Source organism: Kribbella kalugense (genome assembly GCF_004365875.1).
Classification (GTDB): domain Bacteria; phylum Actinomycetota; class Actinomycetes; order Propionibacteriales; family Kribbellaceae; genus Kribbella; species Kribbella kalugense.
Map to the genome: position 1 here is coordinate 870,933 of NZ_SODF01000003.1, position 23,278 is coordinate 894,210.

25 protein-coding genes and 1 tRNA gene are annotated in these 23,278 nt (G+C 67.3%); 9 read left to right on the forward strand and 17 right to left on the reverse strand.

What is annotated here, in order from left to right; all coding sequences use genetic code 11:
- The first annotated feature begins 4 nt into the window (after positions 1-4).
- Positions 5-274, forward strand: a complete 270-nt coding sequence (locus EV650_RS35570; RefSeq protein ID WP_134123534.1) for a hypothetical protein — start codon at positions 5-7, stop codon at positions 272-274.
- Between the two features lie 39 nt (positions 275-313).
- Here the strand turns inward: EV650_RS35570 and EV650_RS40550 are convergent, their stop codons facing one another.
- The 3 genes from EV650_RS40550 to EV650_RS40555 all read right to left on the reverse strand — a co-directional run bounded on the left by EV650_RS40550 (position 314) and on the right by EV650_RS40555 (position 1,791).
- Positions 314-466: a hypothetical protein gene (locus tag EV650_RS40550; RefSeq protein ID WP_166678388.1), complete on the reverse strand. Its 153-nt coding sequence runs from the start codon at positions 464-466 to the stop codon at positions 314-316.
- A gap of 470 nt (positions 467-936) precedes the next feature.
- On the reverse strand, positions 937-1,449 hold the full coding sequence (locus EV650_RS35575; RefSeq protein ID WP_134123535.1) for a hypothetical protein: 513 nt from the start codon (positions 1,447-1,449) through the stop codon (positions 937-939).
- 270 nt (positions 1,450-1,719) lie between these two features.
- Positions 1,720-1,791: transfer RNA gene (locus EV650_RS40555), tRNA-Gln, on the reverse strand.
- A 123-nt stretch (positions 1,792-1,914) separates the two neighbouring features.
- Here EV650_RS40555 and EV650_RS35580 point away from each other — a divergent pair.
- The 6 genes from EV650_RS35580 (at position 1,915) to EV650_RS35605 (ending at position 8,974) form a co-directional block, all read left to right on the forward strand.
- Positions 1,915-2,913, forward strand: a complete 999-nt coding sequence (locus tag EV650_RS35580; protein ID WP_134123536.1) for an acyl-CoA desaturase — start codon at positions 1,915-1,917, stop codon at positions 2,911-2,913.
- Between the two features lie 58 nt (positions 2,914-2,971).
- Entirely contained in the window at positions 2,972-3,613 is a 642-nt protein-coding gene (locus EV650_RS35585; RefSeq protein ID WP_134123537.1) for a TetR/AcrR family transcriptional regulator, read from the forward strand.
- Positions 3,614-3,688: 75 nt separating this feature from the next.
- The gene (locus EV650_RS35590; protein ID WP_238174687.1) at positions 3,689-4,870 is read left to right on the forward strand and encodes a sensor histidine kinase; all 1,182 of its coding nucleotides are present in this window, start codon (positions 3,689-3,691) and stop codon (positions 4,868-4,870) included.
- Positions 4,870-5,538: a response regulator transcription factor gene (locus tag EV650_RS35595; protein ID WP_255512128.1), complete on the forward strand. Its 669-nt coding sequence runs from the start codon at positions 4,870-4,872 to the stop codon at positions 5,536-5,538. Before EV650_RS35590 ends, EV650_RS35595 begins: the two co-directional genes overlap by 1 nt.
- A 192-nt stretch (positions 5,539-5,730) precedes the next feature.
- Positions 5,731-6,510 (forward strand): ABC transporter ATP-binding protein, encoded by a 780-nt coding sequence (locus EV650_RS35600; RefSeq protein WP_134123539.1) that lies wholly within the window; start codon positions 5,731-5,733, stop codon positions 6,508-6,510.
- 1 nt (position 6,511) lies between these two features.
- Complete coding sequence (locus EV650_RS35605) at positions 6,512-8,974, forward strand: ABC transporter permease (RefSeq protein WP_134123540.1); 2,463 nt, start codon at positions 6,512-6,514, stop codon at positions 8,972-8,974.
- A gap of 91 nt (positions 8,975-9,065) precedes the next feature.
- On the opposite strand, the gene EV650_RS35610 is transcribed toward EV650_RS35605, so the two are convergent.
- Together EV650_RS35610 and EV650_RS35615 are read right to left on the reverse strand one after the other, a co-directional pair.
- Complete coding sequence (locus EV650_RS35610) at positions 9,066-9,446, reverse strand: VOC family protein (RefSeq protein WP_134123541.1); 381 nt, start codon at positions 9,444-9,446, stop codon at positions 9,066-9,068.
- The gene (locus EV650_RS35615) at positions 9,443-10,228 is read right to left on the reverse strand and encodes a methyltransferase domain-containing protein (RefSeq protein WP_134123542.1); all 786 of its coding nucleotides are present in this window, start codon (positions 10,226-10,228) and stop codon (positions 9,443-9,445) included. The genes EV650_RS35610 and EV650_RS35615 overlap by 4 nt, the downstream gene beginning before the upstream one ends.
- Before the next feature lie 97 nt (positions 10,229-10,325).
- On the opposite strand from EV650_RS35615, the gene EV650_RS35620 reads away from it, so the two are divergent.
- Entirely contained in the window at positions 10,326-10,823 is a 498-nt protein-coding gene (locus tag EV650_RS35620) for a MarR family winged helix-turn-helix transcriptional regulator (protein WP_134123543.1), read from the forward strand.
- 400 nt (positions 10,824-11,223) lie between these two features.
- Here EV650_RS35620 and EV650_RS35625 read toward each other — a convergent pair whose 3' ends face one another.
- The gene (locus EV650_RS35625) at positions 11,224-13,020 is read right to left on the reverse strand and encodes an ABC-F family ATP-binding cassette domain-containing protein (RefSeq protein ID WP_238174688.1); all 1,797 of its coding nucleotides are present in this window, start codon (positions 13,018-13,020) and stop codon (positions 11,224-11,226) included.
- A 73-nt stretch (positions 13,021-13,093) separates the two neighbouring features.
- Between EV650_RS35625 and EV650_RS35630 the strand changes: the two genes are divergently transcribed.
- Positions 13,094-13,942 carry a fructosamine kinase family protein gene (locus tag EV650_RS35630; RefSeq protein WP_166678389.1) on the forward strand — a complete coding sequence of 283 codons (849 nt, stop codon included), beginning with the start codon at positions 13,094-13,096 and terminating at the stop codon, positions 13,940-13,942.
- On the opposite strand, the gene EV650_RS35635 is transcribed toward EV650_RS35630, so the two are convergent.
- From EV650_RS35635 to EV650_RS35685, 11 genes are all read right to left on the reverse strand, one after another.
- Positions 13,926-15,821: an elongation factor G gene (locus tag EV650_RS35635; RefSeq protein ID WP_134123546.1), complete on the reverse strand. Its 1,896-nt coding sequence runs from the start codon at positions 15,819-15,821 to the stop codon at positions 13,926-13,928. The two genes, EV650_RS35630 and EV650_RS35635, sit on opposite strands and share 17 nt — an antisense overlap.
- 147 nt (positions 15,822-15,968) lie before the next feature.
- A complete protein-coding gene (locus tag EV650_RS35640) occupies positions 15,969-16,214 on the reverse strand; it encodes a type II toxin-antitoxin system VapC family toxin (protein WP_134123547.1) in 246 nt (81 codons plus the stop codon).
- Entirely contained in the window at positions 16,215-16,469 is a 255-nt protein-coding gene (locus EV650_RS35645) for a type II toxin-antitoxin system Phd/YefM family antitoxin (RefSeq protein WP_202875212.1), read from the reverse strand.
- A 31-nt stretch (positions 16,470-16,500) separates the two neighbouring features.
- Positions 16,501-17,442 carry a 4-(cytidine 5'-diphospho)-2-C-methyl-D-erythritol kinase gene (locus tag EV650_RS35650; RefSeq protein WP_439648837.1) on the reverse strand — a complete coding sequence of 314 codons (942 nt, stop codon included), beginning with the start codon at positions 17,440-17,442 and terminating at the stop codon, positions 16,501-16,503.
- Positions 17,443-17,451: 9 nt separating this feature from the next.
- On the reverse strand, positions 17,452-18,330 hold the full coding sequence (gene rsmA / locus EV650_RS35655; RefSeq protein ID WP_134123549.1) for a 16S rRNA (adenine(1518)-N(6)/adenine(1519)-N(6))-dimethyltransferase RsmA: 879 nt from the start codon (positions 18,328-18,330) through the stop codon (positions 17,452-17,454).
- A gap of 18 nt (positions 18,331-18,348) precedes the next feature.
- Positions 18,349-19,479 (reverse strand): resuscitation-promoting factor, encoded by a 1,131-nt coding sequence (locus EV650_RS41370; RefSeq protein ID WP_134123550.1) that lies wholly within the window; start codon positions 19,477-19,479, stop codon positions 18,349-18,351.
- A 228-nt stretch (positions 19,480-19,707) separates the two neighbouring features.
- Positions 19,708-20,322: a nitroreductase family protein gene (locus EV650_RS35665; protein ID WP_134123551.1), complete on the reverse strand. Its 615-nt coding sequence runs from the start codon at positions 20,320-20,322 to the stop codon at positions 19,708-19,710.
- A gap of 21 nt (positions 20,323-20,343) precedes the next feature.
- Positions 20,344-20,652 (reverse strand): hypothetical protein, encoded by a 309-nt coding sequence (locus tag EV650_RS35670; RefSeq protein WP_134123552.1) that lies wholly within the window; start codon positions 20,650-20,652, stop codon positions 20,344-20,346.
- 112 nt (positions 20,653-20,764) lie between these two features.
- A complete protein-coding gene (locus EV650_RS35675; RefSeq protein WP_369409975.1) occupies positions 20,765-21,772 on the reverse strand; it encodes an ornithine cyclodeaminase family protein in 1,008 nt (335 codons plus the stop codon).
- Positions 21,705-22,847, reverse strand: coding sequence for a hypothetical protein (locus EV650_RS35680; RefSeq protein ID WP_134123554.1), 1,143 nt, complete (start codon positions 22,845-22,847; stop codon positions 21,705-21,707). Before EV650_RS35680 ends, EV650_RS35675 begins: the two co-directional genes overlap by 68 nt.
- Entirely contained in the window at positions 22,844-23,272 is a 429-nt protein-coding gene (locus tag EV650_RS35685) for a hypothetical protein (protein WP_134123555.1), read from the reverse strand. Before EV650_RS35685 ends, EV650_RS35680 begins: the two co-directional genes overlap by 4 nt.
- Between the last annotated feature and the right edge of the window lie 6 nt (positions 23,273-23,278).

Consider the following 23,278-nt stretch of genomic DNA (forward strand, 5'->3'; position numbering starts at 1 on the left):
GCCCATGACGCAGGGGTACCTTTGCAAACACTTCTCGATCGGTCTGCCGGACAACGCCGAGGATCAGTCGCTGACGGCTCTTTTCAGGCATGTGGCTGACACGCTTGCCGACGACGACCCCATCAGCATGGACGACATGATCGCGATCGGCTTCAACACCGAACTAGGCGACGACGCCGTCTACCGCGGCGTCTTCACAATCGTCTTCGACGACCGCGACCCAGATCCCACCGCACCTCCCCTGTCTCCGGTGAGCAGCTTGCCTCGGCAGTGATCTGCCACAGTCGAAAGCCTCAGCATCCCTCGACCACCATCACCAGGACGTGATGGGCATCATCGCGAAACTCCCGATGTCGAACGACGACATGGGATCCGCGTGCCCTGCCCAGTACTCCTCGATCTCGACAGCCAATCCTTCACGATCTCGACCCGCATGTTCGTGTACGGCGCCGTCGTAGACGTGCATCACCGTTACGTCAGATCGGCTGAGCAGTTTGCGGGCCTGCCTTGGAGTCAGAAGTCCCTGACCTCGCCTACGCCACACGACCCCACGCTCGTCGGTCCAAGTCTTGCCGGCGAGCGGTTGGGAAGCGTAGAAGGTCTCACCGAAAGAGATCTCCGGGACGGCCTTCTCGCAGCAATCCCGTCGGGGCCGTTAGGCATGCTCCGAGTATGTCGTGTCGCCTCAGGAGACGGCCCTGTCATCGGCGGATCCGTGCATCGGCCCCCAGGCGATCGCCTGCGAGACAGTCGCGCGCCACGAGCGCCAAGTGGAGCGCTGGGTGGGAGCGGCGCGTCTTCGGCGATGAAGGAGCCGCGCGAAGTACCGCGCGGGGCCGATCAGTTTCCCGGCCAGAAACAGTAGGTACTAGTCGTCCATCCCAATCCACACCGCTTGTTAGCAAATCCATTAGCAGATTCGGCCTGAGCTGTTGGTCATCGAACGACCGGTTTGCCGTCGACGAACACCCGCTCGGCCAGGGCCACGATGTAGGTGAGGCCCCACGTGCCGATGGTGGGGAGATCTCGCGCCTCGTCGGCTGTGGCGACGCGGACCATCCGACCGTCACAATAAAGGCCGACTGCTCCGCCCATGCGGTGGGATACACCCGATAGCGCACCATCTCGGTCATGCACCGAGGAGCGTTGGCCGAGGATTGACCCGCCGTTCTCGCCGATCATCTTGATGTTCCCGTAGCCCCAGTTGAGGAGCGGACTGTCATCGACCGCAGTCGGCGACGGCAGCTCGTCGCCAACCCAGTCCAGCAGGCCAGCGGCGAACGTTCGACTGTTGATCGCCTGATGTGGCGCTTCCTCAGCGGTCGGCACCGCGACAACCACGCCGCAGGCTGAACGGCCGTTTCGTAGCGGTATGCCCCAGATGTGACCTGGCAAGAGGTGAACGTTGGACTTGGGCACGAACGGATAGTCGGCAGGGCGCGAGACCATGACGTGATTATCGGTGTTTAGCCACGCATCCTCGGAGACTGCTGGCGGTCTGAACCTTCAGCTTCCTAGCCCGTGTCCTGACGGCTGGCGTGCCGGAGCGCGGTCCGCTCGAACGACTGCAGCCGCACGGACCACGAGGCGGTCGTGCGCGGTAAGCGCCAAATGGCGCGCCAAGCGCCGGGTGGGTGGGAGCGGTGCGTAGTGCGGCGACGAAGGAGTCGCGCGTAGTGCCGCGTGGGGCCGATCAGTTCCCGGCCAAAACAGTGCTAGCTCCCCCGCCAGGTTTCGATCCTGGTCTTCGAGATTCAAAGTCTCGCGGGCTGCCGATTACCCCACGGGGGATCGTGGTTGCCGGGACAGTTTGCCATGAGTGGGGTGGACGACACGCTGAGGGGTTCCTTACCTACGGTGCCGTAGGTTACGGTTGCGTAGGTAAGGATTCGCTGAGCTGAGGGAAGAACAGTTATGACTCCACCCGCCGTTGCCGCGCCGGACGCGCCCACCCGTACCGCGCCCGCCGTCGAGGATGTTGACACCGGGACCCTCGGTGGCGAGCAGAAGAAGACCTGGGAGCAGGTCGCGCTGGCGCTGTTCATCGGCATCCCGTTCCTGGCCGTGCTGGCCGCGGTGCCGATCGCGTGGGGCGGGTTCCTCGGCTGGCACGACGTCGTACTCGCGGTGGTGTTCTACACGATCGCCGGGCACGGGATCTCGATCGGATTCCACCGGCTGTTCACGCACAAGTCGTTCAAGCCGAACCGGCCGCTGAAGTACGCGCTGGCCATCGCCGGCTCGCTGGCGATCGAGGGTCCGGTGGTCCGCTGGGTGGCCGACCACCGCAAGCATCACAAGTTCTCCGACCGCGAGGGCGATCCGCACAGCCCGTGGCGGTACGGCGACACTCTCGGCGCACTCTCCAAGGGTTTCATCTACGCGCACGTCGGCTGGCTGTTCGACACCGAGCAGACCCCGCAGCGTCAGTACGCGCCGGATCTGCTGCGCGACAAGGACATCGTCAAGGTGTCCCGGCTGTTCCCGCTGCTGGTTGCCACCAGCGTGCTGCTGCCGGCGATCATCGGCGGCCTGTGGTCCTGGTCGATCGAGGGCGCGCTGACCGCGTTCTTCTGGGCCAGCCTGGTCCGGATCGCCCTGCTGCACCACGTCACCTGGTCGATCAACTCGATCTGCCACACGATCGGCGACCGGCCGTTCAAGAGCCGGGACAAGTCCGGCAACGTGTGGTGGCTGGCGATCCTGAGCCAGGGCGAGTCGTGGCACAACCTGCACCACTCCGACCCGACCTGCGCGCGGCACGGCGTACTCAAAGGCCAGCTCGACACGTCGGCCCGTTGCATCTGGTTCTTCGAGAAGATGGGCTGGGCGAGCGACATCCGCTGGCCGGTCAAGGAGCGGCTCGAAGCCCGTCGGGTGGACGCGTCGGCCCGTACACTCAAGGCTGCCTGACCCGTTAACACCCACCGGCAATACCGGAAGTACGGCATGATGCTGACGTGATCACGACGTGACCGAACCCAAACCGCGGCGCTCCGGCCGAGTCCGGATGACCAGTGCCGAACGTCGCGAGCAACTCATCAACATCGCCCGTGGCCTGTTCGCCCAGAGAGGGTACGAGGCCACCTCGGTCGAGGAGATCGCGGCCCGCGCCGAGGTTTCGAAGCCGGTCGTGTACGAGCACTTCGGTGGCAAGGAAGGCTTGTACGCCGTCGTTGTCGACCGTGAGGTACGGGCGTTGCTCGACGGCGTCACGCAATCATTGACGGCCGGCCGTGCGCACGAACTCGTCGAGCAGGCCGCGCTCGCCCTGCTCGACTACATCGAGAACAACGCCGACGGTTTCCGGATCCTGGTCCGGGACTCGCCCGTCGGTTCGTCGACCGGGTCGTTCATCTCGATCCTCAGCGATGTCGCGACCCGGGTCGAGCACATCCTCGCGGAGGAGTTCAAGCGCCGCGGTCTCGACCCGAAGAACGCCCCCATGTACGCGCAGATGCTGGTCGGCATGGTCGCGCTGACCGGTCAGTGGTGGCTGGACGCCCGCAAGCCGAAGAAGCAGGACGTCGCCGCTCACCTGGTCAACCTGGCCTGGAACGGCCTGTCCGGCCTCGAGCCGAAACCGATCCTCTCGACCCGCCCGCACAAGTAGGCCTACCGGGGTCGTACGGCGACATCCGCCCGTGGCATGACCTCCGCACCGAAAGAGCCCCGTACCCTGGCTCGCATGACGGGGATGTTGACCGCGCGGCCGCTGCCTGCCCGGAGCAGGGCGTTCGACCTGTTCCTGGCCGGTGGACTCTGCCTGACCTTCGGGTTCCTGTCGCTCGCGCAGGCGCACCTCGGCGGCATCCTCGCGTTCGGCATGCTCGCCCCGCTGATCTGGCGCCGCACCCACCCCGAGCTGGTCTTCCTCGGCGTCTGCTCCGTCGCCCTCCTGCAGTGGCTGACCGCTGTCGAGCTGATGCCCGGCAACGTCGGTCTGCTCATCGCCCTCTACGCCATCTCCGTGTACGGCGACTTGCGGCTGAGCCGGATCGCACTCGGTGTCGGCGGTCTCGGCGTCCTGATGGCGACGTCGCGGTACTGGTCGAACTCGGACTGGAAGCAGCAGGTCACGATGATGGTCGCGCTCGGCGCGCTCGTCTTCGGCGTCTGGGCGGTCGGCGAACGCCGTCGTACCCGCGGTCTGTACGTCGCTCAGCTCGAGGAGCGGGCCGCTCAGCTGGAGCGGGACCGGGACCGCGAGTCGAAGCTGGCCGTGAGCAACGAACGGACCCGGATCGCCCGCGAGATCCACGACGTGGTCGCGCACGGCCTGTCGATCATGATCGTTCAGGCCGACGGCGGCCTCTACGCCGCGGACCAGTCGCCCGAGGCGGCCAAGAAGGCCCTGGCCACCATCGGCGACACCGGCCGGGCCTCGCTGTCCGAGATGCGCAAGATGCTCGGCCTGCTCAAGCAGGACGAGCAGAACGAGCTGGATCCGAACCAGCCGCGCCCCCAGCCGGGTGTCTCGAGCCTGCCGGAGCTGATCGACAACGTCCGCGAGGCCGGGCTGAACGTCACGTACGACGTGACCGGCGAGCCCCGTGATCTCCCGGCGCTGCTCGGACTCACGGCGTACCGGATCGTGCAGGAGGGGCTGACCAACACGCTGAAACACGCCGGGCCGGGAGCGCGCACCTCCGTCGCTCTGGACTTCGGCCGGGAGATCCTGACCGTGGTGGTCACCGACGACGGCCGCGGTGCCGGGGTCGCGCCGAGTTCGGATCCGGGTCACGGTCTGGTCGGGATGCGGCAACGCGCCTCGGTCTCGGGCGGTACGGTGAACGCCGGACCGAAGGCGGGCGGTGGTTACGAGGTGATCGCCAGACTGCCGTACCACCTGCCGAGCGGAGACCAGTAGTGAACGACGACGTGATCCGGGTGTTCCTCGTGGACGACCAGGAGCTGGTTCGGGCCGGGTTCACGATGCTGGTGGACTCCCAGGCGGACATGCGAGTCGTCGGCCAGGCCGGTGACGGCGGCGAGGCGATCGAGAAGATCCAGGTCACCGCCTGCGACGTCGTACTGATGGATGTCCGGATGCCGCGGCTGGACGGGGTCGAGGCGACTCGGCGACTGCAGTCGTTGCCGGAGGCACCGAAGGTGATCGTGCTGACCACCTTCGACCTGGACGAGTACGCGTTCGCCGCGATCAAGGCCGGCGCGGCCGGCTTCCTGCTCAAGAACACCCCGCCGGCCGACCTGCTGTCGGCGATCCGCCAGGTGCACTCCGGTGACGCGGTGGTGTCTCCGAGTACGACGAAACGCCTGCTGGAGCACTTCGCCGGAGCACTCCCCGACACCGACGTCGAACGCCCCGACCTCAAAGACCTGACCGCCCGTGAGCGGGAGGTGCTGGTCGAGGTGGCCCGCGGTCTGTCGAACACCGAGATCGCCCGGCTGTTCACGTTGTCCGAGGCAACGGTGAAGACCCACATCGGCCGGATCCTGGCCAAGACCGGCCTCCGCGACCGGGTCGCCCTCGTCGTCCTGGGGTACGAAACCGGGCTGGTCAGACCCACCAAGTAGCGGGGTGCGGACCGCCACGCAGGCAGAACCGCCTTTGAAGGCGGTTTCCGCGCCCCGAAACGGGACTTCTGCATGCGTGGCGGTCCGCGATCAGACCACGGTCGTACGTCAGGTGCATTCCCCGGTCCGACGTAACCAGGTCGGCGGATCACTAACTTCTTGGACAACATCGGAGTTGAGCCAAGGAGTGACATGAGTTTGCAGACCGGGGAGCTTGCGGCCGGGCGGTTGCCGCAGGACGGCGAGCCGCGGACCGCGATCCGGGCGCACGAGCTGCGCAAGGTGTACGGACAGGGCGACACCGCGGTCGCCGCGCTCGACGGGGTCTCGGTCGACTTCGGGGTCGGCCAGTTCACCGCGATCATGGGCCCGTCCGGGTCCGGCAAGTCGACGCTGATGCACTGTCTGGCCGGGCTGGACACCCCGACCGGCGGTCAGGTCCTGCTCGGCGAGACCGAGCTGACCCGGCTGCCGGACGCCGAGCTGACCAAGATCCGCCGGGACCGGGTCGGCTTCGTGTTCCAGTCGTTCAACCTGCTCCCGATGCTGTCCGCGAACGACAACATCCTGCTCCCGCTCGAGCTCGGCAACCGCAAGCCCGACCAGGAGTGGCTGAGCACGCTGATCGACGTACTCGGGCTGGGCGACCGGCTCACACACCGTCCGTCGGAGCTGTCCGGTGGTCAGCAGCAGCGGGTTGCCGTAGCTCGCGCGCTGGTCGGCCGGCCCGAGGTCGTGTTCGCCGACGAGCCGACCGGCAACCTGGACTCGCGATCGGGGGCCGAGGTGCTCGGGTTCCTGCGCCGTTCGGTCCGCGAGTTCGGCCAGACCGTGGTGATGGTGACCCACGACCCGCTCGCGGCGTCGTACGCCGACCGCGTCGTGATGCTTGCCGACGGCAAGCTTGCGGGCGAGCTGCGGGAGCCGACCCCGGAGAGCGTGCTCGACGCACTGCGGCAGCTGGGGGCCTGACGTGCGACGTTCCATCCTCTCCTCGCTGCGCGCCCACCTGGGCCGCCTGATCGCCGCCTGCCTGGCGATCGTCCTCGGGGTCGGTTTCGGATCGCTGGCGATGATCGTGCACTCGTCCGCGTCACACGGCGTCGACGAGACGATCGGCGCGCAGTACAAGGGTGTCGACGCCGTCATCTACGAGGACAGGGCAACGATCACCCCCGACGACATCGCCAAGGCGGAGAAGTTGCCGCAGGCAGCGTCGGTCGTCACGCTGACCACCGCCTATATGGGTTTCTCGTTCCCCGGCCTGGTCCGGCCGACCACGATCCCGATCGACGCGCTCTACGACACCACCCACATCAGCGGCCCCGGTACGTCGTCCGGACGGTTGCCCACCACAACCAAGGAGATCGCGCTACCGGCCCGGCTGGCAGCCAAGCACAAGGTCTCCGTCGGCCAGACGCTCCGGATCAGCTCGTACGACGACAAGTCGTGGAACGTCACCGTCGTCGGTCTGCTGGACGACTCGAAGACCGTCGGGTCGGGCTCCGCGGTCGCGACCCTGGCCGCGGTGAAGACCTTCGATCCGGGCTCGTTCACCCGTGGGATCGCGCTCGCCGCCAAGCCCGGCGTCACCCAGCAGCAGCTTGCCGACGACGCGGCTGCTGCCGTGTCGAAGGGTCTGCAGACCTTCACCGGAACGGCGTTCATCGCCCATGAGGTGGAGGGCTACACGCACGGCATCGACGTACTCGGTGGTGTGTTCGGCATGTTCGCCGTGATCGCGTTGTTCGTCGCCTGCCTGGTGATCGGCAACACCTTCACGATCGTGATCGCCCAGCGCACTCGCGAGATGGCGCTGCTGCGGTGTGTCGGCGCGTCCCGGCGGCAGGTGTTCTCCTCGGTGCTCGCGGAGGCGACCGTGGTCGGCGTCATCGCGTCCGCGATCGGTGTCGTCTTCGGCGTCGCCCTATCCGCGCTGGGGCTGGCACTGTCCCGCGAGTTCGACTGGGGCATCCCGCCAGTGCCGCTGCACCTCGATCTGTCGTCGGTCTTCCTGCCGCTGTTGCTCGGCACCGTGGCGACCGTAATCGCTGCCGTCGTACCGGCTCGGCGGGCGACAAAGGTTGCGCCGCTGGCAGCATTGCGTCCCGAGGTCGCTCCGGCGGCCGCGTCCAAGGCCGGCGTACTGCGTCTGATCCTGGGCTTCCTGTTGCTCGCCGGGGGTGGCCTGCTGCTGGCGGTCGGGGCGTCGAGCCATCAGGTCCTGATCGGTGTCGCGGGCGGTGTGATCTCGTTCCTCGGCATCCTCGCGGTCGGCTCACTGCTGGTGCCGGCGTTGATCCGGCTGATCGGCGCGCTCCCGGCTCGGAGTGGCGGCGTACCCGCGCGGATCGCCGTCGCGAACGCGGTCCGGAACCCGAAGCGTACGGCGGCCACGACCTCGGCGCTGTTGATCGGCGTGACGCTGATCAGCCTCACCTGCGTCGGGATCGCCTCGGTGCGCAAGACGTTCGACGTGTCGATGGACGGCCAGTACCCGGTCGACCTGATGGTGACGACGTACAACGAGAAGATGCCGGCGAGCGCCGAGCAGCAACTGCGTGACATCAAGGGCATCACCAAGGTCGTGCCGATCAGCAGCGTGACGGTGAAGTCGGGTGGCGAGGAGGTCCAGGTCACCGGCGTCGACCAGGCCGCGGCCGGATCAGTCATCCACAATTCGACGTTGGCCAATGAGCTCAAGCCCGGTACGGCGTTGCTCGACTACCCGACGATGAACATGCTGAAGGCCGAGAACGGCACCCCGCTGACGATCGTGTCGGGTCAGCACAAGCTGATCGTGAAGGCCCAGCTCGCGACCGGGCTCGACCCGATCACCGTGACGTCGACGGATCTCGCGAAGCTGGCGCCGACCGCGTCGGTGACCGGGTTCTGGCTGGCGTCGGATCCGAAGGTGGACGGCTCGGACATCATCGACGCCTTACAGCAGTCGATCCCGACGGTGAAGGACCTGAGCGTCACTGGCGGCCTCGCCGAGCGGACCAGCTACACGAAGATCTTCGACGTGTTGCTGATCGTCGGCGTCGGTCTGCTCGGGGTGTCCGTACTGATCGCATTGGTTGGGGTCGGCAACACGCTCAGCCTGTCGGTGCTGGAACGGACGCGGGAGAACGCGTTGCTCCGGGCAATGGGTCTCTCCCGCCGGCAGCTGCGCCGGATGCTCGCGGTCGAATCGTTGCTGATGGCACTCGTCGCGGCCGGTCTCGGGATCGTCCTCGGCCTGATCTACGGCTGGACCGGGACCAGCGCGTTGATGGGCGGCCAAACCGTCGACGGCGGCGTGGAGTACGCCGTACCCGGGACGCTGCTGATCGTCATCGCCGCCGTGGCCGCGGTCGCCGGTCTGCTCGCCTCGGTACTGCCCGCCCGCCGGGCCGCCAAGGTCGCCCCTGCCGGTGCCCTGGCGACCGAATGAACTAGCGGCTCGCCCGGCTTGAGGGGGCTGGGCGAGCCGCTTACGCCTCCACCTCGCTTCGCTCGGCTCCGGCGTAAGCGATGCTGCTGTGCTATTGGTTCACTCGCTGCGCTCGCTCAGGCACGATTTCGACGCGGTTCCCGTGTCCGTCCGCGGTGTGGAAGCGCCGACGGCCGGGGATCGTGTCGTTGTCCCAGGTCACTCGATAACCCAGGTCTGCGAGCCTCGCCGCGAGCGCATCCAGATCGTCGACAGCCAACGCCGGATGGGCCTTCTTCGCCGGGGTAAACCCCTCCTCCACACCGACGTGGATCTCCGCCGTACCGGCCTTGAACCAGCATCCCCCGCGAGCCTTCAGCAGCTCCGGCTTCTCCACCTCTGTCATCCCGAGCGCCTCGCTGTAGAACGCCCGCGCCACGTCCTCACCACCAGGCGGACACGACACCTGCACATGATCGAGTCGCATACTCATCCCCTCTTCTGGGCTACTGCGAAGATCCGGCGGAACGGCAACAAAGTCCCGTAATCCTTCTGCGGATACGCCTCTGCCAGCAGAGCGCCGTACTCCGCCTCGAACTGCTTCCGCAGGTCATCCGGCAACGACTGCAGCACCGGCCGCGCGCCGGTCCCCTTCACCCATTCCAGTACGGCGTTGTCGCCGGCCAGCACGTGGAAGTACGTCGTCTCCCACGCATCGACCACGCAGCCCTCACCACTGAGCGCATCGACGTACTCCGCCGGCCCGGGCACATCCGGCCGCAGCGACGCGTCCTTCGCGAATTCGGCGTACGGCGGGGTGCCTGCGAGCTCACGCAGGATCGCGTGCGACGGCGCGTTCCCGTTGCCGGGAATCTGGATCGCCAGCCACCCACCGGGCTTCAAGGCTTTGACGAGCCCAGGCAGCAACTCGAGCTGCTCGGGGACCCACTGCAGGGTCGCGTTGGTGACGATGACGTCCAGCGACCCAGGCTCGACCGCCCACTCACGAACGTCGCCCAATTCGAAGGTCAGGTGGTCGTCGGCGTACTCCTGCGCCGCCTCGAGCATCTGCGGCGAGCTGTCGATCCCCCGGATCGTGGCGTCCGGCCAGACCTCGCGCAGGGTCGCCGTCAGCGCGCCCGGACCGCACCCGAGGTCGACAACCGTCCGTACGTCGTCGGCCCGAACCCGCTCGACGAGATCGCGGAACGGCCGGGCGCGCTCGTCGGCGTACGTGCCGTACTGCACTGGACTCCACACGGGTGACGTGCGCATCGATCTGCACCTCTTTCAGCGTTTTATCTTGACGTCGAGATACTCTAGCTCCGCCACTTGTCTTGATGTCAAGAGTCTTGATGGGTAGTCTCAAGTCATGGAGGACGAGGTCGATCGGCTGATCGAGGCCTGGCGGCGCGAGCGCCCCGACCTCGACGTGGCGCCGATGGAGGTGCTGTCCCGGGTCAGCCGGCTCGCGCGGCACCTGGATCGCGCCCGCAGCCAGGCGTTCGACACCCACGGCCTGGAGTCGTGGGAGTTCGACGTACTCGCGGCCTTGCGCCGGGCCGGAGCGCCGTACAAACTCTCCCCCGGCAAGCTGCTGAAGGAAACCCTGGTCACCTCCGGCACGATGACGAACCGGGTCGACCGGCTCGCGGCCCGCGGCCTGGTCGAGCGGCTGCCGGATCCGACCGATCGGCGCGGAGTGCTCGTGCAGCTGACCCCGGCCGGACGGGACTCGGTCGACGCGGCCATGGCCGACCTGCTGACCCATGAGCGCGCCCTGCTCGGATCGCTCAGCGAGCGCGACCAGCAGAAGATCGCCCGGGTACTGCGAGAGCTGGTCCGGCCGTTCGACCTGGAAAAAGGCTGACCGGAACAATCAGTTTGTCGGCTACCGACAAACCACCTTGTTCGTGCGGACAAACGGTCGCTTGGAATTGTGCCGGAATAATCCGAAAAGACGAACGCCGTCACTTCTGCCCGGTTCCGATCGTTGCTAGTTGCAACAAGATCGAGAGACTGCTGTAGCCGACGACTATCGACACTGACTGAGCGCCCTACTAGGGTCATCACCGTCGGTGGTTGGACGACTACAAAGTGTCAGAACAGGTGACTTCGGCGGCAAGAGGTGGTTCGCCGAAAGTGGCCGCGCGGTGTCCGGGGCTCGGGGCCCGAACAACGCCGGCCGGCACGGGGCCCGCTCACCCAGAGCACGGCGTACCCTCCGAATCACAGGGGATCGGAGGGGCGCCGCGGCTCAACCAGCCTGTCTACTCGGCCCGTTCCGCGGCTTCGAACCAGGCGGTTTCCAGCTCGCCGCGTTCGTCGGCGAGTTTGCGCAGCTCGGTGTCCAGCTGGGCCAGCCGCTCGTAGTCGCTCGCACTCGCGGCCAGCTGGTCGTGGAGTTTCGTCTCGGTCTCGGTCAGCTTCGCGAGCTGCCGCTCGATCCGGTTCAGCTCTTTCTTCGCCGCCCGGGCCGCTGCCGCGTCAGCCATCGGCGCTTCAACGCCTTGGCTATTTTCCGCGGGAGACAAATCACTGGACATCTCCGCCGCCGGTGCAGGAGCATTTGACGGCGCCCGCCGCGGAATTCCGGCCGCGAGTTCGTCGAGATACTGATCGACCCCACGCGGCAGATGCCGGACCCGGCCGTCGCCCATGATCGCGTAAACCATGTCGCTGACGCGCTCCAGGAAGTACCGGTCGTGTGTGACCGTGACGACCACACCCGGCCAGCTGTCGAGGAAATCCTCCAGCACGGTGAGCGTCTCGACGTCCAGGTCGTTGGTCGGCTCGTCCAGGATCAGCACGTTCGGCTCGTCGAGCAGGATCCGCAGCAACTGTAGCCGCCGCCGCTCGCCACCGGACAGGTCCGAGATCCGGGTGATCAGCTTGTCCCCAGTGAATCCGAACCGCTCCAGCAGTTGCGACGACGTCAGCTCACCGCCGCGCCCGGCCAGTTCCGCCGTACGACGGATCGCGGTGATGTGATCGAGGACCGTCGACGCACCGTCGATCTCCTCCAGCGTCTGGGACAGGTTGGCGACGCGAACCGTCTTGCCCTGCTTGACCACACCGGCGTCCGGGGCGAGCTTCCCGGTCAGGACGTTCAGGAACGTGGTCTTGCCGGCGCCGTTCGGCCCGAGCAGCCCGATCCGGTCGGCCGGACCGAGGCGGAACGTGACGTGGTCGAGCATCACTCGCTGGCCGAAGCGCAGTGTGACGTCCTCGACGTCGAACACGTCCTTGCCGAGCCGGGCTGTCGCTAGCTGCGACAGCGCGAGCTTGTCCCGCGGCGGCGGCTCGTTCTCGATCAGGGCGTTCGCGGCGTCGATCCGGAACTTCGGCTTGGTGCTCCGCGCCGGCGCGCCACGGCGCAGCCAGGCGAGCTCCTTCTTCAGGAGGTTCTGCCGCTTCGTCTCCATGACCTGCGTGCTCCGGACACGCTCAGCCTTGGCCAGGATGTAGGCGGCGTACCCACCGTCGTACGACGTGATGCGGCCGCCCTGCACCTCCCAGGTGACCGTGCAGACCGCGTCCAGGAACCACCTGTCGTGGGTGACGACGATCAGGGCGCCGGCCCGGTCGGCCACGTGCTCGGCCAACCAGCTGACGGCCTCGATGTCGAGATGGTTGGTCGGCTCGTCGAGGACGAGCAGATCGACTTCCGTGAGCAGCAGCCTCGCGAGGGACGCCCGGCGGCGCTCGCCACCGCTCAGGCTGCCGACGAGTGCCTGATGGTCCACTTCGCCGAGCAAGTGCTCCATCACCGAACGTGTCCGCGGATCGGCAGCCCAGGTGTACGTCTCGACGTCGCCGAGCACCGCGTGCTCCACGGTCTGCTCGGGATCGAGATCGTCGCTCTGCCCGAGGTACCCGAGCCGCAGGTCCCGGTTGTGCGTGACGCGGCCGCTGTCGGGCTCCTCCCGCCTCGCCAGGACCTGTAGCAGTGTCGACTTGCCGTCGCCGTTCCGCCCGACCACGCCGGCGCGCTCACCGCGTCCGATGCCGAGGGTGACCGAGTCGAGCAACGTCCGGGTGCCGAAGCCTTTGGAAACAGCTTCCATATTGACCAAGTTAGGTGCCGCCATAACGCGCCCCAGGGTAGCCGACGCGGGCCGCCGTGCCAGGATCGTCCAGGTGCTGACTCCTGAGTGGCTCGAAGGCCTGTCCCTGGGCGGCGCGATTGCGGCCGATCCGTTGGAGGGCGGCTACGCCAGCAAGACCTATCGCGTGCGTACGTCGCTGGGCCGGTCGGTGGTCGTGAAGACGCAGGACGACCTGCCGCCGGACCTGTATCCGCTGGAGGCCGACGGCCTCGACGCACTCCGAGCCCCCGGCGGATTCGCCGTACCTGAAGTGCTGCGCGTCACGCCGACCTTCATCGTCCTGGCTGACCTGGGTACGGCGGAACCGTCTCCGACGTACTGGGAGGACGCCGGGCGCGCACTTGCGCTGCAGCACCAGCAGACGGCGGACAAGTTCGGCTACCACCAGGACAACTACCTGGGCACGCTCCCCCAGCGGAACCCGTGGACCACCGACGGCCACACCTTCTTCGCCGAGCACCGGCTTCTCCGCTACCTCGAGACCGCCAACTGCCAGAACAACCTTGCTCTCGAAGATCGCCGCCGCGTTGAACGCATCGCCGACCGCCTGCCCGAGCTGGTCCCACCGCAACCTCCGTCTCTCCTGCACGGCGACCTGTGGCACGGCAACCTGCTCCCGGCCCCGGACGGCGAGCCCGCGATGATCGACCCCGCCGTCCACTACGGCTGGCCCGAGGCCGAGCTCGCCACGCTCCTGATCTACGGCCACCTGTCCGAGACGTTCTTCGACGCCTACGAGGAACTCCACCCACTCGCGCCGGACTGGCGCTCCCGGATGCCACTCCTGCACCTGCGCGAACTGCTCTGCATCACGGCCCACTGGCCAGACCGCGCCGAAACCGCCGCCGAGATCCACACCATCCTCAAGCGCTTCGATTGAGGTTCAGGACGTACTGCTTCTCGTTGAGCGGATTGCCGTCGGTTCGCGAGCGGGTCGGCGGCGGACCGGGCACCGGCTGGTAGTTGTGGAAGGCGGTCGCCAGCAACGCCTCGCCACGGGCGAGAGTTGGCAGGAACAACTCGAATCCGTGGGTCGTGGCCGCGGGGATCGTGCCCTCCAGGTGGGCCTGAGATTCGGTCAGGGTGGTCTGCGAGACGACGCCGCGGTGTTCGGCGACGTGGGCGAGGATCCGCGAGATGGTGTCGGCGGGGACGTCCAGCTCGAAATGGTTGACCGGCTCGAGGACCGTCGTACCGGCTTCGGCGATCGCCTGCATGAGGATCAGCGGGACCAGCCGGCGGAAGTCGGAAGCGACCGTGACCGGGCTGTAGTACGCCGTGTGGGTCAGGTCGACCCGGAGGTTCGGGATCTCCCAGCCGAACAGGCCCTGGTGCAGCGTCAGGCGGACCGTCTCCTCGATCGCGGTGTGGAACGCCCGGGGCAGCCCGCCGAGCTCGACCTCCAGGTTGTACTCGATGCCCTCGGCAACCGGTGAGACGCGGAATCCGACGCCGGCCGCCCACAGGTTCTCCGGTGCGGTGATCTCGCGGATCGCCTCGCCACTCCCGTCGAGCCGTTCGACGTGGATCGGCGTGGTCTCACTGAAGGTGACCTCCACGCCGTACTCCGTTGCGAGCAAGGACGCGATCACCTCCTTCTGGACCTCGCCGTACAGGCTCACGGTGATGTCGTCGGCCTTGCGGACCCGGATCAGCGGGTCCTGTTCGGCAAGCTGGGTCAGCGCCTGGAACAGCTTCACCCGATCCCGCGCGCTCACCACGGTCTCCAGCGTCGGCCGCGCGAACAAGCTCCCGAGGTCCTTCGCCCGTACGCCGAGCTGGTCCCCGATCTGGATCTCCTTGAGTCCACGCAGCGCGACGATCTGGCCGGCCGCGGCCCGCTCGACGACCCGTCGCCCGCCGCGCTCGAACAGTTCGACGGCCGTCGGTCGCGCCTGGTACGACGTACCGTGAACCGGATACACGTCGACGGACTCGCGGGGAGCGAGTGAGCCGCTGATGATTCGGGCTGATGCGATCTTCTGTCCGGCCTGACCGCGTTCGACCTTGAAAACCCTTGCCCGCAAGGGATCCTCCGCCGAGCCAGTTGCCCGCGGCAACCAGGACTGGATCCCGTCGATCAGTTCGGGGAGACCGGAGCCGGTCATCGCCGACCCGAAGTACACCGGATGAACGCGGGCGGACGCGACCTGCCGGCGGAGCTCATCGGCAGGGTCGACGTCCACGTCTTCGAGATACCGCTCCAGGAAGTCATCGTTGCGTTCGGCAAGCAGCTCGCCGAGAGCCTGGTTCTTCAGCGGAAGCGGAACGAACCGCGCCGACCGTAGTCCGAGGTCGTCCACCGTCCCCATCGGCACGGCGGACGGGGTCAGCAACCGGCGTACATCCGCCAGCAGGTCGTCGTACCGGGCGCCGACCCGGTCGATTTTGTTCACGAACAGCAGCGTCGGGATCCGCAGCCGATTCAGCGTGCGCATCAGCAACCGCGTCTGCGGCTGCACCCCTTCGACCGCGGAGATCACCAGCACCGCGCCGTCCAGCACGGACAACGCCCGCTCGACCTCGGCGATGAAGTCCGAGTGCCCGGGTGTGTCGATCAGGTTGACCGTCAGGTCGCCGAGCTCGAACGACACGACCGCCGAACGGATGGTGATCCCGCGCTTGCGCTCGAGATCCATCGAGTCGGTCTGGGTGTTCCCGTCGTCGACCCGTCCGATGCGGTCGATCACGCCGGCGGCATACAGCAGCCGCTCGGTCAGGCTGGTCTTACCGGCGTCGACATGCGCCACAATGCCCATCGTCAGAGAGTTCAAGAGTCCTCGCGAATGCGTCGATGCGATCAGAACCGATGAGGTCGATCACAACGCGGCGCATCCCGGTCTCCTGTCTCTGTTGAAGGGCCTCTCGGACGGTAGCACCGACGCCTGCGCCCGGGCGAACGAATTTCAGGCTTTGATGATCGGCACGTCGTACTGCTGGATCAGACCGTCTCGAGTGACCAGAGTCAGTCTCTCGACGAGCGCTTGCGCAACCAGCATTCGATCGAACGGATCCCGGTGAATGGCCGGCAGCCGTCCCGCGAGATCCACGTGCGCGTTGCGAATCGGCAACTCGCTGAGACCACCACGCTCGATCCACTCAAGCAGATTGTCAGGTAGTTCCGCTTGAAGTCGTCCGCCAGGTACCGTCAGTCACGCGGCATCCCGAGGTCGTCCGCGATCTGCGCATTCGTCTCGGGGGAGTCCCAGTCGTCGGTCCAACTGATCCGGCCGGCCAGCGAGCCCCAAGCCCGTACGGCGGTGAGCCACGGGCAGCGGAACTATCTTTGCCACTGGATAGCCGGCACGGCTGATGATGACCTCTTCGCCGCGCTCCACACGCTCCAGGATCCGGGAGAGCTGGGCCTTGGCATCATGAATGTCGTACTGCACCACCGATTCGCTCATCGCCCCTCCTCGGTAGACGCAGCTAGGTGTACTACCGGTTGACGACGGCCGGGAGGATTCGGGCGCCGGGGACGGGGCCTTCGGCCTGGCGGACCATTCGGCAGAGGCCGGACTCGGCGAGTTCGACGGCCAGGTCCACCGCGCTCCGGCTGTCGGCGGCGAGGAACACGCAGGTGGGGCCGGATCCGGAGATCTGCGCGGCCAGCGCGCCCTGGTCCAGGCCGAACTGAAGCGTGTCGCCCAACTCCGGCCGCAACGAGAGGGCCGCCGCTTGCAGGTCGTTGCTGAGAGCAACTGCGAGCGCACCGGGCTGACCGGACAGCAGTGCGGACAACAACTCCGGGCGTACCTGCGGAGCCTCGACGCGGCGCAGCGGCCGCAGCCGGTCCAGCTCCTGGTAGACCTCCGGCGTGGACAGACCGCCGTCGGCGACCGCGAACACCCAGTGGAACGTCCCGCGGGACAACACCTCGGTGACCTGCTCGCCCCGGCCCTGACCGAGCGCCGTATGACCGACCAGGCAGAACGGCACGTCGCTGCCGAGCTCGGCCGCATGGTTCTGCAACTCGGTCTGGGTCAACTGAAGACCCCACAACCGGTTGCACGCCACCAGAGTCGCCGCTGCGTCAGTCGATCCGCCGGCCATCCCGCCGGCCACCGGGATCGTCTTCCGGATGGTCAGGTCGACGCCTTCGTCCACGTCGTACTCCGCCTGCAGCAGCCGTGCCGCCTTCACCGCGAGGTTCGTCTCGTCGGTCGGTACGTCGTCCGCGAAGTCGCCCACGATCTCGACCGAGACCTCGCCGTCGTCGTCCCGCAGTACCGCGGTGACATCGTCGTACAGGGCAACGGCCTGATACACGGTGGCGAGGGGGTGGAACCCGTCCGGGCGCGGCGGACCGACCGACAGACCGAGATTGATCTTGGCCGGCGCCCGCACCGTGACCTCAACAGAAGGTGGCACGTCGCACAGGCTAGTGCCTTACAGAGTCCGTCCTGCACCTGCGAGTGCGGCGAAGTCTGTGATCCCGAGCATCTCGCCGCGTAGCTGAGAGTCGATGCCGGTCGTGCGGAAGACCTCGTCCAGCCGCTCGCGGTCCGGCATCCAGCGGGCCAGCGCGGACCGGATCGTCTTGCGCCGTTGCGAGAACGCCGCCTCGATCACGGCGAACACCTCCTCGCGGCTGGCCGCCGTCGCCGGCGGCTCCCGCCGCTCGAACGCGACCAGTCCGGAATCCACGTTCGGCGCCGGCCAGAACACGTTCCGCCCGATCGGTCCGGCGCGTCGCACGTCGGCGTACCAGGCTGCCTTTGCGGACGGTACGCCGTACGTACGTGAACCCGGAGGGGCGGCCAACCGGTCCGCGACCTCGGACTGCACCATCACCAGCCCGTGCCGCAGCGAGTCCGACACCATCAGCAGGTGCAGCAGCACGGGTACGGCGACGTTGTAGGGCAGGTTCGCCACACACGCGGTCGGCGACCCGATCTCGGCCGGACCGACCTCCATCGCGTCGGCCTCGACGACGGTCAGCGAGGACGCCTGCTCCGGGGCGTACGTCGCGATGGTCGACGGGAGCGCCTGGGCCAGCAGCGGGTCGATCTCGACCGCGGTGACCGGATGCCCGTCCGCGAGCAGCGCCAGGGTCAGTGAGCCGAGCCCGGGACCGACCTCGAGCACGGTCTCGCCCGCGGCCAGATCGGCGGCGCGGACGATCCGGCGGACCGTGTTCGGGTCGATGACGAAGTTCTGACCGCGCTGCTTGGTCGGGCGGACCCCGAGGGACGCGGCCAGTGAACGCACCTCCGCCGGACCGAGAAGCCTCGGTCCGGCGGAGGTGGATGAATCAGACGAGCTCACGCCGTCAGTGTGTCAGCATCAAGCCTTCTTGCCGCACACCGGCCACGCGCCGTAGCCACCGCGGTCGGCCTTGACCTTCTCCGCGATCGAGATCTGCTGCGCCTTGGACGCCCCGTTGGCGTTGTTGGCGTACGCCGTACCGCCGTAGGCCGCCCAGGTGCCGTGGTCGAACTGCAGACCGCCGTAGTACCCGTTGCCGGTGTTCGACGCCCAGTTGCCGCCGGACTCGCACGCGGCGATCCGGTCCCACGCGCCACCACTGCTGGTGGTCGTCGGCTTGCTGGTGTCGGTGGTCGTGGTGGTCGGCTCGGTCGGCTTCGGCTTCGTGCCGACCAGGACCTTCTCGTCGACCGGTGTGGTGACGAGCTTCGACGTGACCACCTTCGTGGCCGACAGCTTGCCGTCCAGGTAGGTGTAAAGGTACGTGACGGTCTTGGCGCCGTCCGTGCCCTTCGCCGTGGTCTTCTTGGTGCCCTCGACCAGCGTCGCCGACTTGGTCTCGTCGGTGCCGTGGGCGACCGCGAGGGTCTTGACGATCTGCTTCTGCAGGACCTGCACGTAGCCGATCCGGTTCACGCCGAGCTTCAGCGGGGTGGCTGCGGCCGGAGTGATCCGGTCGTCGGCGTCCCAGCTGATCTTCGCCTCGGTCAGGGCCTCGCCGACAGTGCCGGCCATCGACTTGATGGTCGCGATCTTGCCGAGGTGCACGATCTGAACGGTCTTCGGCGTCTTCACGACGAGCTCGAGACCCTGCCGGCCGAGCGGGGCGCTCCGGCTGGTGGACAGCGATGCTCCGTCGTAGCGCAGCCCCAGGTCGGCCAGCGCCTCGTTCACGCTGTCGGCCGTGGTCCAGTAGGCCTTCTTGGTGCCGTCGGCGTTGACGGTCAGCTGACGACCGTAGAGGACCGAGATCTCCTGGCCGTCCTTGAGCTTCGAGTCCGGACCCGGCGCGACCACGTCGTGGTCACCGAGCTGAACTTTTTCGTCCTTCAAGGCGTCTGCCACGGTGGAGCCGAAGGTGTGAACCTTCCGCACCTGGCCGTCGACGGAGACACTGACGGTCTTGCTCTTCGTGGCGTAGGCCACGGAGCCGCCGGCGACGGCGATCGCGGCGGTCGCACCGACGGCCGCGATGATGGACTTGCGCACTAACGCTCCCAGGTAGGGCTACCCGGGCACGGGGTGGGACAGCACAGGCACCGACCGCCACCGCCAGGCTGGGGGCCTGGAACCAGTGGTCGACGCCGAGGGGCGTGCTGTGCCCGGAACCTTCCCCGATCCCGGCCAACATCACGGGACCATAACGAAGATATGCCGGAAGCGCCAATCCCCTGGTCGGCGAGTCGCAAATGGGTGTAACGGGCCCGACATGCCCGATCACGCCAGGTGATGGCCCCACTGACCGCGATGCACGACCTCGGCCGTCGTACGGCGGCCTCGTTTCAGCGACGGCGAGCGCTTGTCCGGGGCCCGGTAGCCGACCGACATCAGCCCGATCAGGTCGAACCCAGCGGGTACGCCGAACTCCTTGAGCAACCTGCCCACCTTGTCCGCAGGAGGCCCGAAAAAGCAGGCTCCCAGGCCTTCGTCGACGACCGTCTGGAGCATCAGCAGGACCGCCATCCCGGTGTCGACGTACCAGTACGGCGCGGTCCAGTGACCCTCGTCGCGATCGGTCCAGCCCTTGTCCGGCTCGGTGTAGCGATCGAGGTACGCGTCCTTGTGCGCGAAGGCAAGGATCAGCAGCGGCGCCCGGCGCAGGCCTGTGATCCATTCAACATACTTCTCGTCCGGATCCTCGGCCGCGATCCGCCAGTAACGCTCGCGGTCGTCGCCCTCCAGGGTCAGGAACGCCCAACCCTGCGTGAACCCGCCGGACGGTGCCCGCAACCCGTTCTCCAGGATCCGTTCCCGGATCTCGTCCGGTACGGCCCGGTCCGGGTCGAAGTTGCGCACCATCCGGCGTCGTCGTACCACCTCACTGAACTCCATGAGGTGTGTCTACCAGCGGCGTCAGCCGACCTCGTCGCCGACCTCCAGGGGCCGCCAGAACTCGACCGCCGGCTGCGCTGTCACGCCGGCCGCGGACATGATCTGCTCGATCTGCGGGCCGGAGCTCTCGAAGAACGCCTGGAACGCCGCCTCGTCGGGCCATTCGTCGACGACGAGAACCTCGGTCTCGCTGCCGTAGAAGTGATGTGAGATCAGCCCGCGACTCGACGCGTCCGCAATCACACCTTTGAAGAGCGCGCCGTTGTCGGCGCCCATCTTCTCGATCGCCGTGGGGTCCCCAGTCACCCGCAGGGTCATCAGAACACTCATTGCCCCTCCCCCTTGCAGGCCGGCCCCGAACCGGGCCGACGCCCTCAGACTGCGCCCGTCCAGCACCCCGCGCAACGGTCGGCGCGAACGTTGACGGTAGGCGTCCACCCGATCACGAAACCAGCTTGTTCAACAGGTACGCCTCGGTCCCTGCCAGCCCTACCGAACAGAACACAACGGTCTGGCCCTTCACGTGATCGGCGAGCACCTCGCCGAGGCTGATCAGCCGGTCGTGCTGCGGCGTGCCGGCCAGTACGAAGGGCGGGTCGTAAGCATGTGTCTGCGCGATCGAGTCCGTCACCACGAGGTCAGCCCGATCGATCAACTCCGGCCCGAACTCCGCACGCCCAACCTGCTTGGGTCCGAGCGTGGTCACGAAGGCACCGTCCTTGACCCACGCGGGGTCGATCACCGGCGTCGGGCTGTTGGTGGCGAGTACGACGAGATCGTTGCCTTCAACCGCTTCCCGGGCCGACCCGACGGCGTTCACGGACAACCCGAACTCCTCGGAAGCCCTTGAAACAAAGGCGTTCCGACGTTCCTCTGAACGACTGAAGACCGCGACCGACGACAACGCCCGTACCGCCGAGATGGCCCACAGCTGGGTCCACGCCTGGGTCCCCGTGCCGACCAGACCGAGCGTCGTCGCGTCCGTCCGGGCAAGCGCATCGACAGCCACGCCACCGATCGCACCCACTCTTCTAGGCCCAAGTTCGTTGCCAACAGCAATGCCACGAACGGTGCCGGTCTGCCAGTCATGGACGACGACAACCTGCTCCCCCGGCTCAGCATCAAACCCGTCGTACGACCGATACCCGAACCACTCACCCTGGAGCGCACCGGTGGTAAAGACCAGCCGCCCGTCACCCAGATCCGTGGCCACCCGCGGCGGCGTACGCAACCGCCCGGCGTGCGCGGCGAGGATCGCCTCCCGCATCCACGCGACGGCCTCGTGGGCCGCCATCCTGGACCGGATATCAGCATCCGTGAGGACGGCTACCACGATCGCTCGATCTTCATGACGCCTGCCTATCAGATGAGTCCAGGTGAGTTCAGCCGCGTTGCGGGGCCTGCGGCCGTGTGGGGCCGTCGGGGTGCGGGCGGTGCGCCTGTTGCCCACGCGGCCGGGCAGCGTTGCCTTGCGCCGGCAGCGCGTGGTCGGTGCCGCCCACCGATTGCTTGGTCGCCCCGGCCGCGGGCGCCTGTGGAGCGGTCAAGGCCCGTAGCCGTTTCAGGTCGGGCGGGAGATTGTCCTGGGCCCGGCGAACATCCTGGTTCAGCCGGGACGCCGGCCGCTGAGACTGCTGCTGAGCACGCTGTGCGATGCCGATGCGGTAGTGGCGTTCGACGCGGTTAAGTTCCTGGTCCAGCCCGGCGACCGCGTTCTGAGCAGCCTTGGTGCCCTCCGCCGTCTTCTGGTCACTCCCCAGTGACTCGTCGGCTTCTACAGCAGCCAGGCGAGACAGGGACTGGCGCAGTGGAGCGACCAGCTGCTTGCGTACCTCAGCACGGTGTGCCTCGGGCATGAGGCCTGGCTCGACAAGATGTTTGTCGATCACCATGTCGACCTCGACGTTCCAGCGTTGACTGTCCGCCGTACACAACAGCTTCTGGGTGACCTCAGCGCTGGTCAGGTCGCTGCGTTCGGCCAGCGCCTTGTCGAGGTGCCGGGCAGCAGGTGTGAAGGCGGCGTAGGCGTTGAGATCCTGCTGCGCCAGAACCGCGGCCTCGACCTTGTCCAGCCCCGCATCGGCGAAGACATCACTGATGACGAGGTCGAGGTTGCGCTTCGTCCAATGCTCGACGCGACCTTCGTCGTCGGCAGCCGCCGCATCGTCGTACGGGTACGCCTCCGGCTCCGCCGTGTCTCCGAGCGGAGCCATCAGGTGCGCGGCTTCGTGAGTCAGAGTGTCCATCGCGTCGCGAAGCATCCAGGCCTCGTCGTCGGTCAACGGCCGATCGAGGTCCCGTGCCTCGCGCAGCGGAACGAGGACCTGCTGGACAGAAACCGCAAGACTGCCGTCGGCGTGTGCGCTTCCGAGATTCTCTGGATCGCTCTCCTCGAGCACCCGCCCGTTCCACCGGGTTCGAGGACCACCTCTCCCCCCGGCGCGCTGCTCGACCGCATACACCACCGCGGCGACCAGCCGGTACTCCCACGACTGCGGCGGGATCTGGACTTCGCCGTCGGTCACGATCCGTCGTCCAGGCCGTCGTTCCGAAGGCGCTCGATCAGCCTCACCAGGGTGGAGTTCATCCGCAGGATCGTCATGGATTCGCGCGGCGGGGCCTGCTTGGACAAGGCGGCAATCTCGGCTTTCGCGCGTCCGGCGTGTGCGATCCGCTCTGCCGGCGAGCTCTTGTCGCCAAGCACCTGAGCCACCAGGGCCGATGCGCGCTGGAACTGCGGACTGGTGCCAGGCTTCGGGCCCTCGATGAGCTGGGGCAGCTTCTCCGCTCTGATCAAGGCCAGGCGGCGGGAACGCTCGTCTGTGATCTGCTCTGCCAGCGCCTTCAGGCGCGCGACTTCGGCAGTCACGGTGGCCTCGTCGGCACCCAGCAACGAATCGGCGAGCTCGAGCAGCTGCGCGTCGAAAGCTTCGAAATCCACCTCGTCCACCGACCC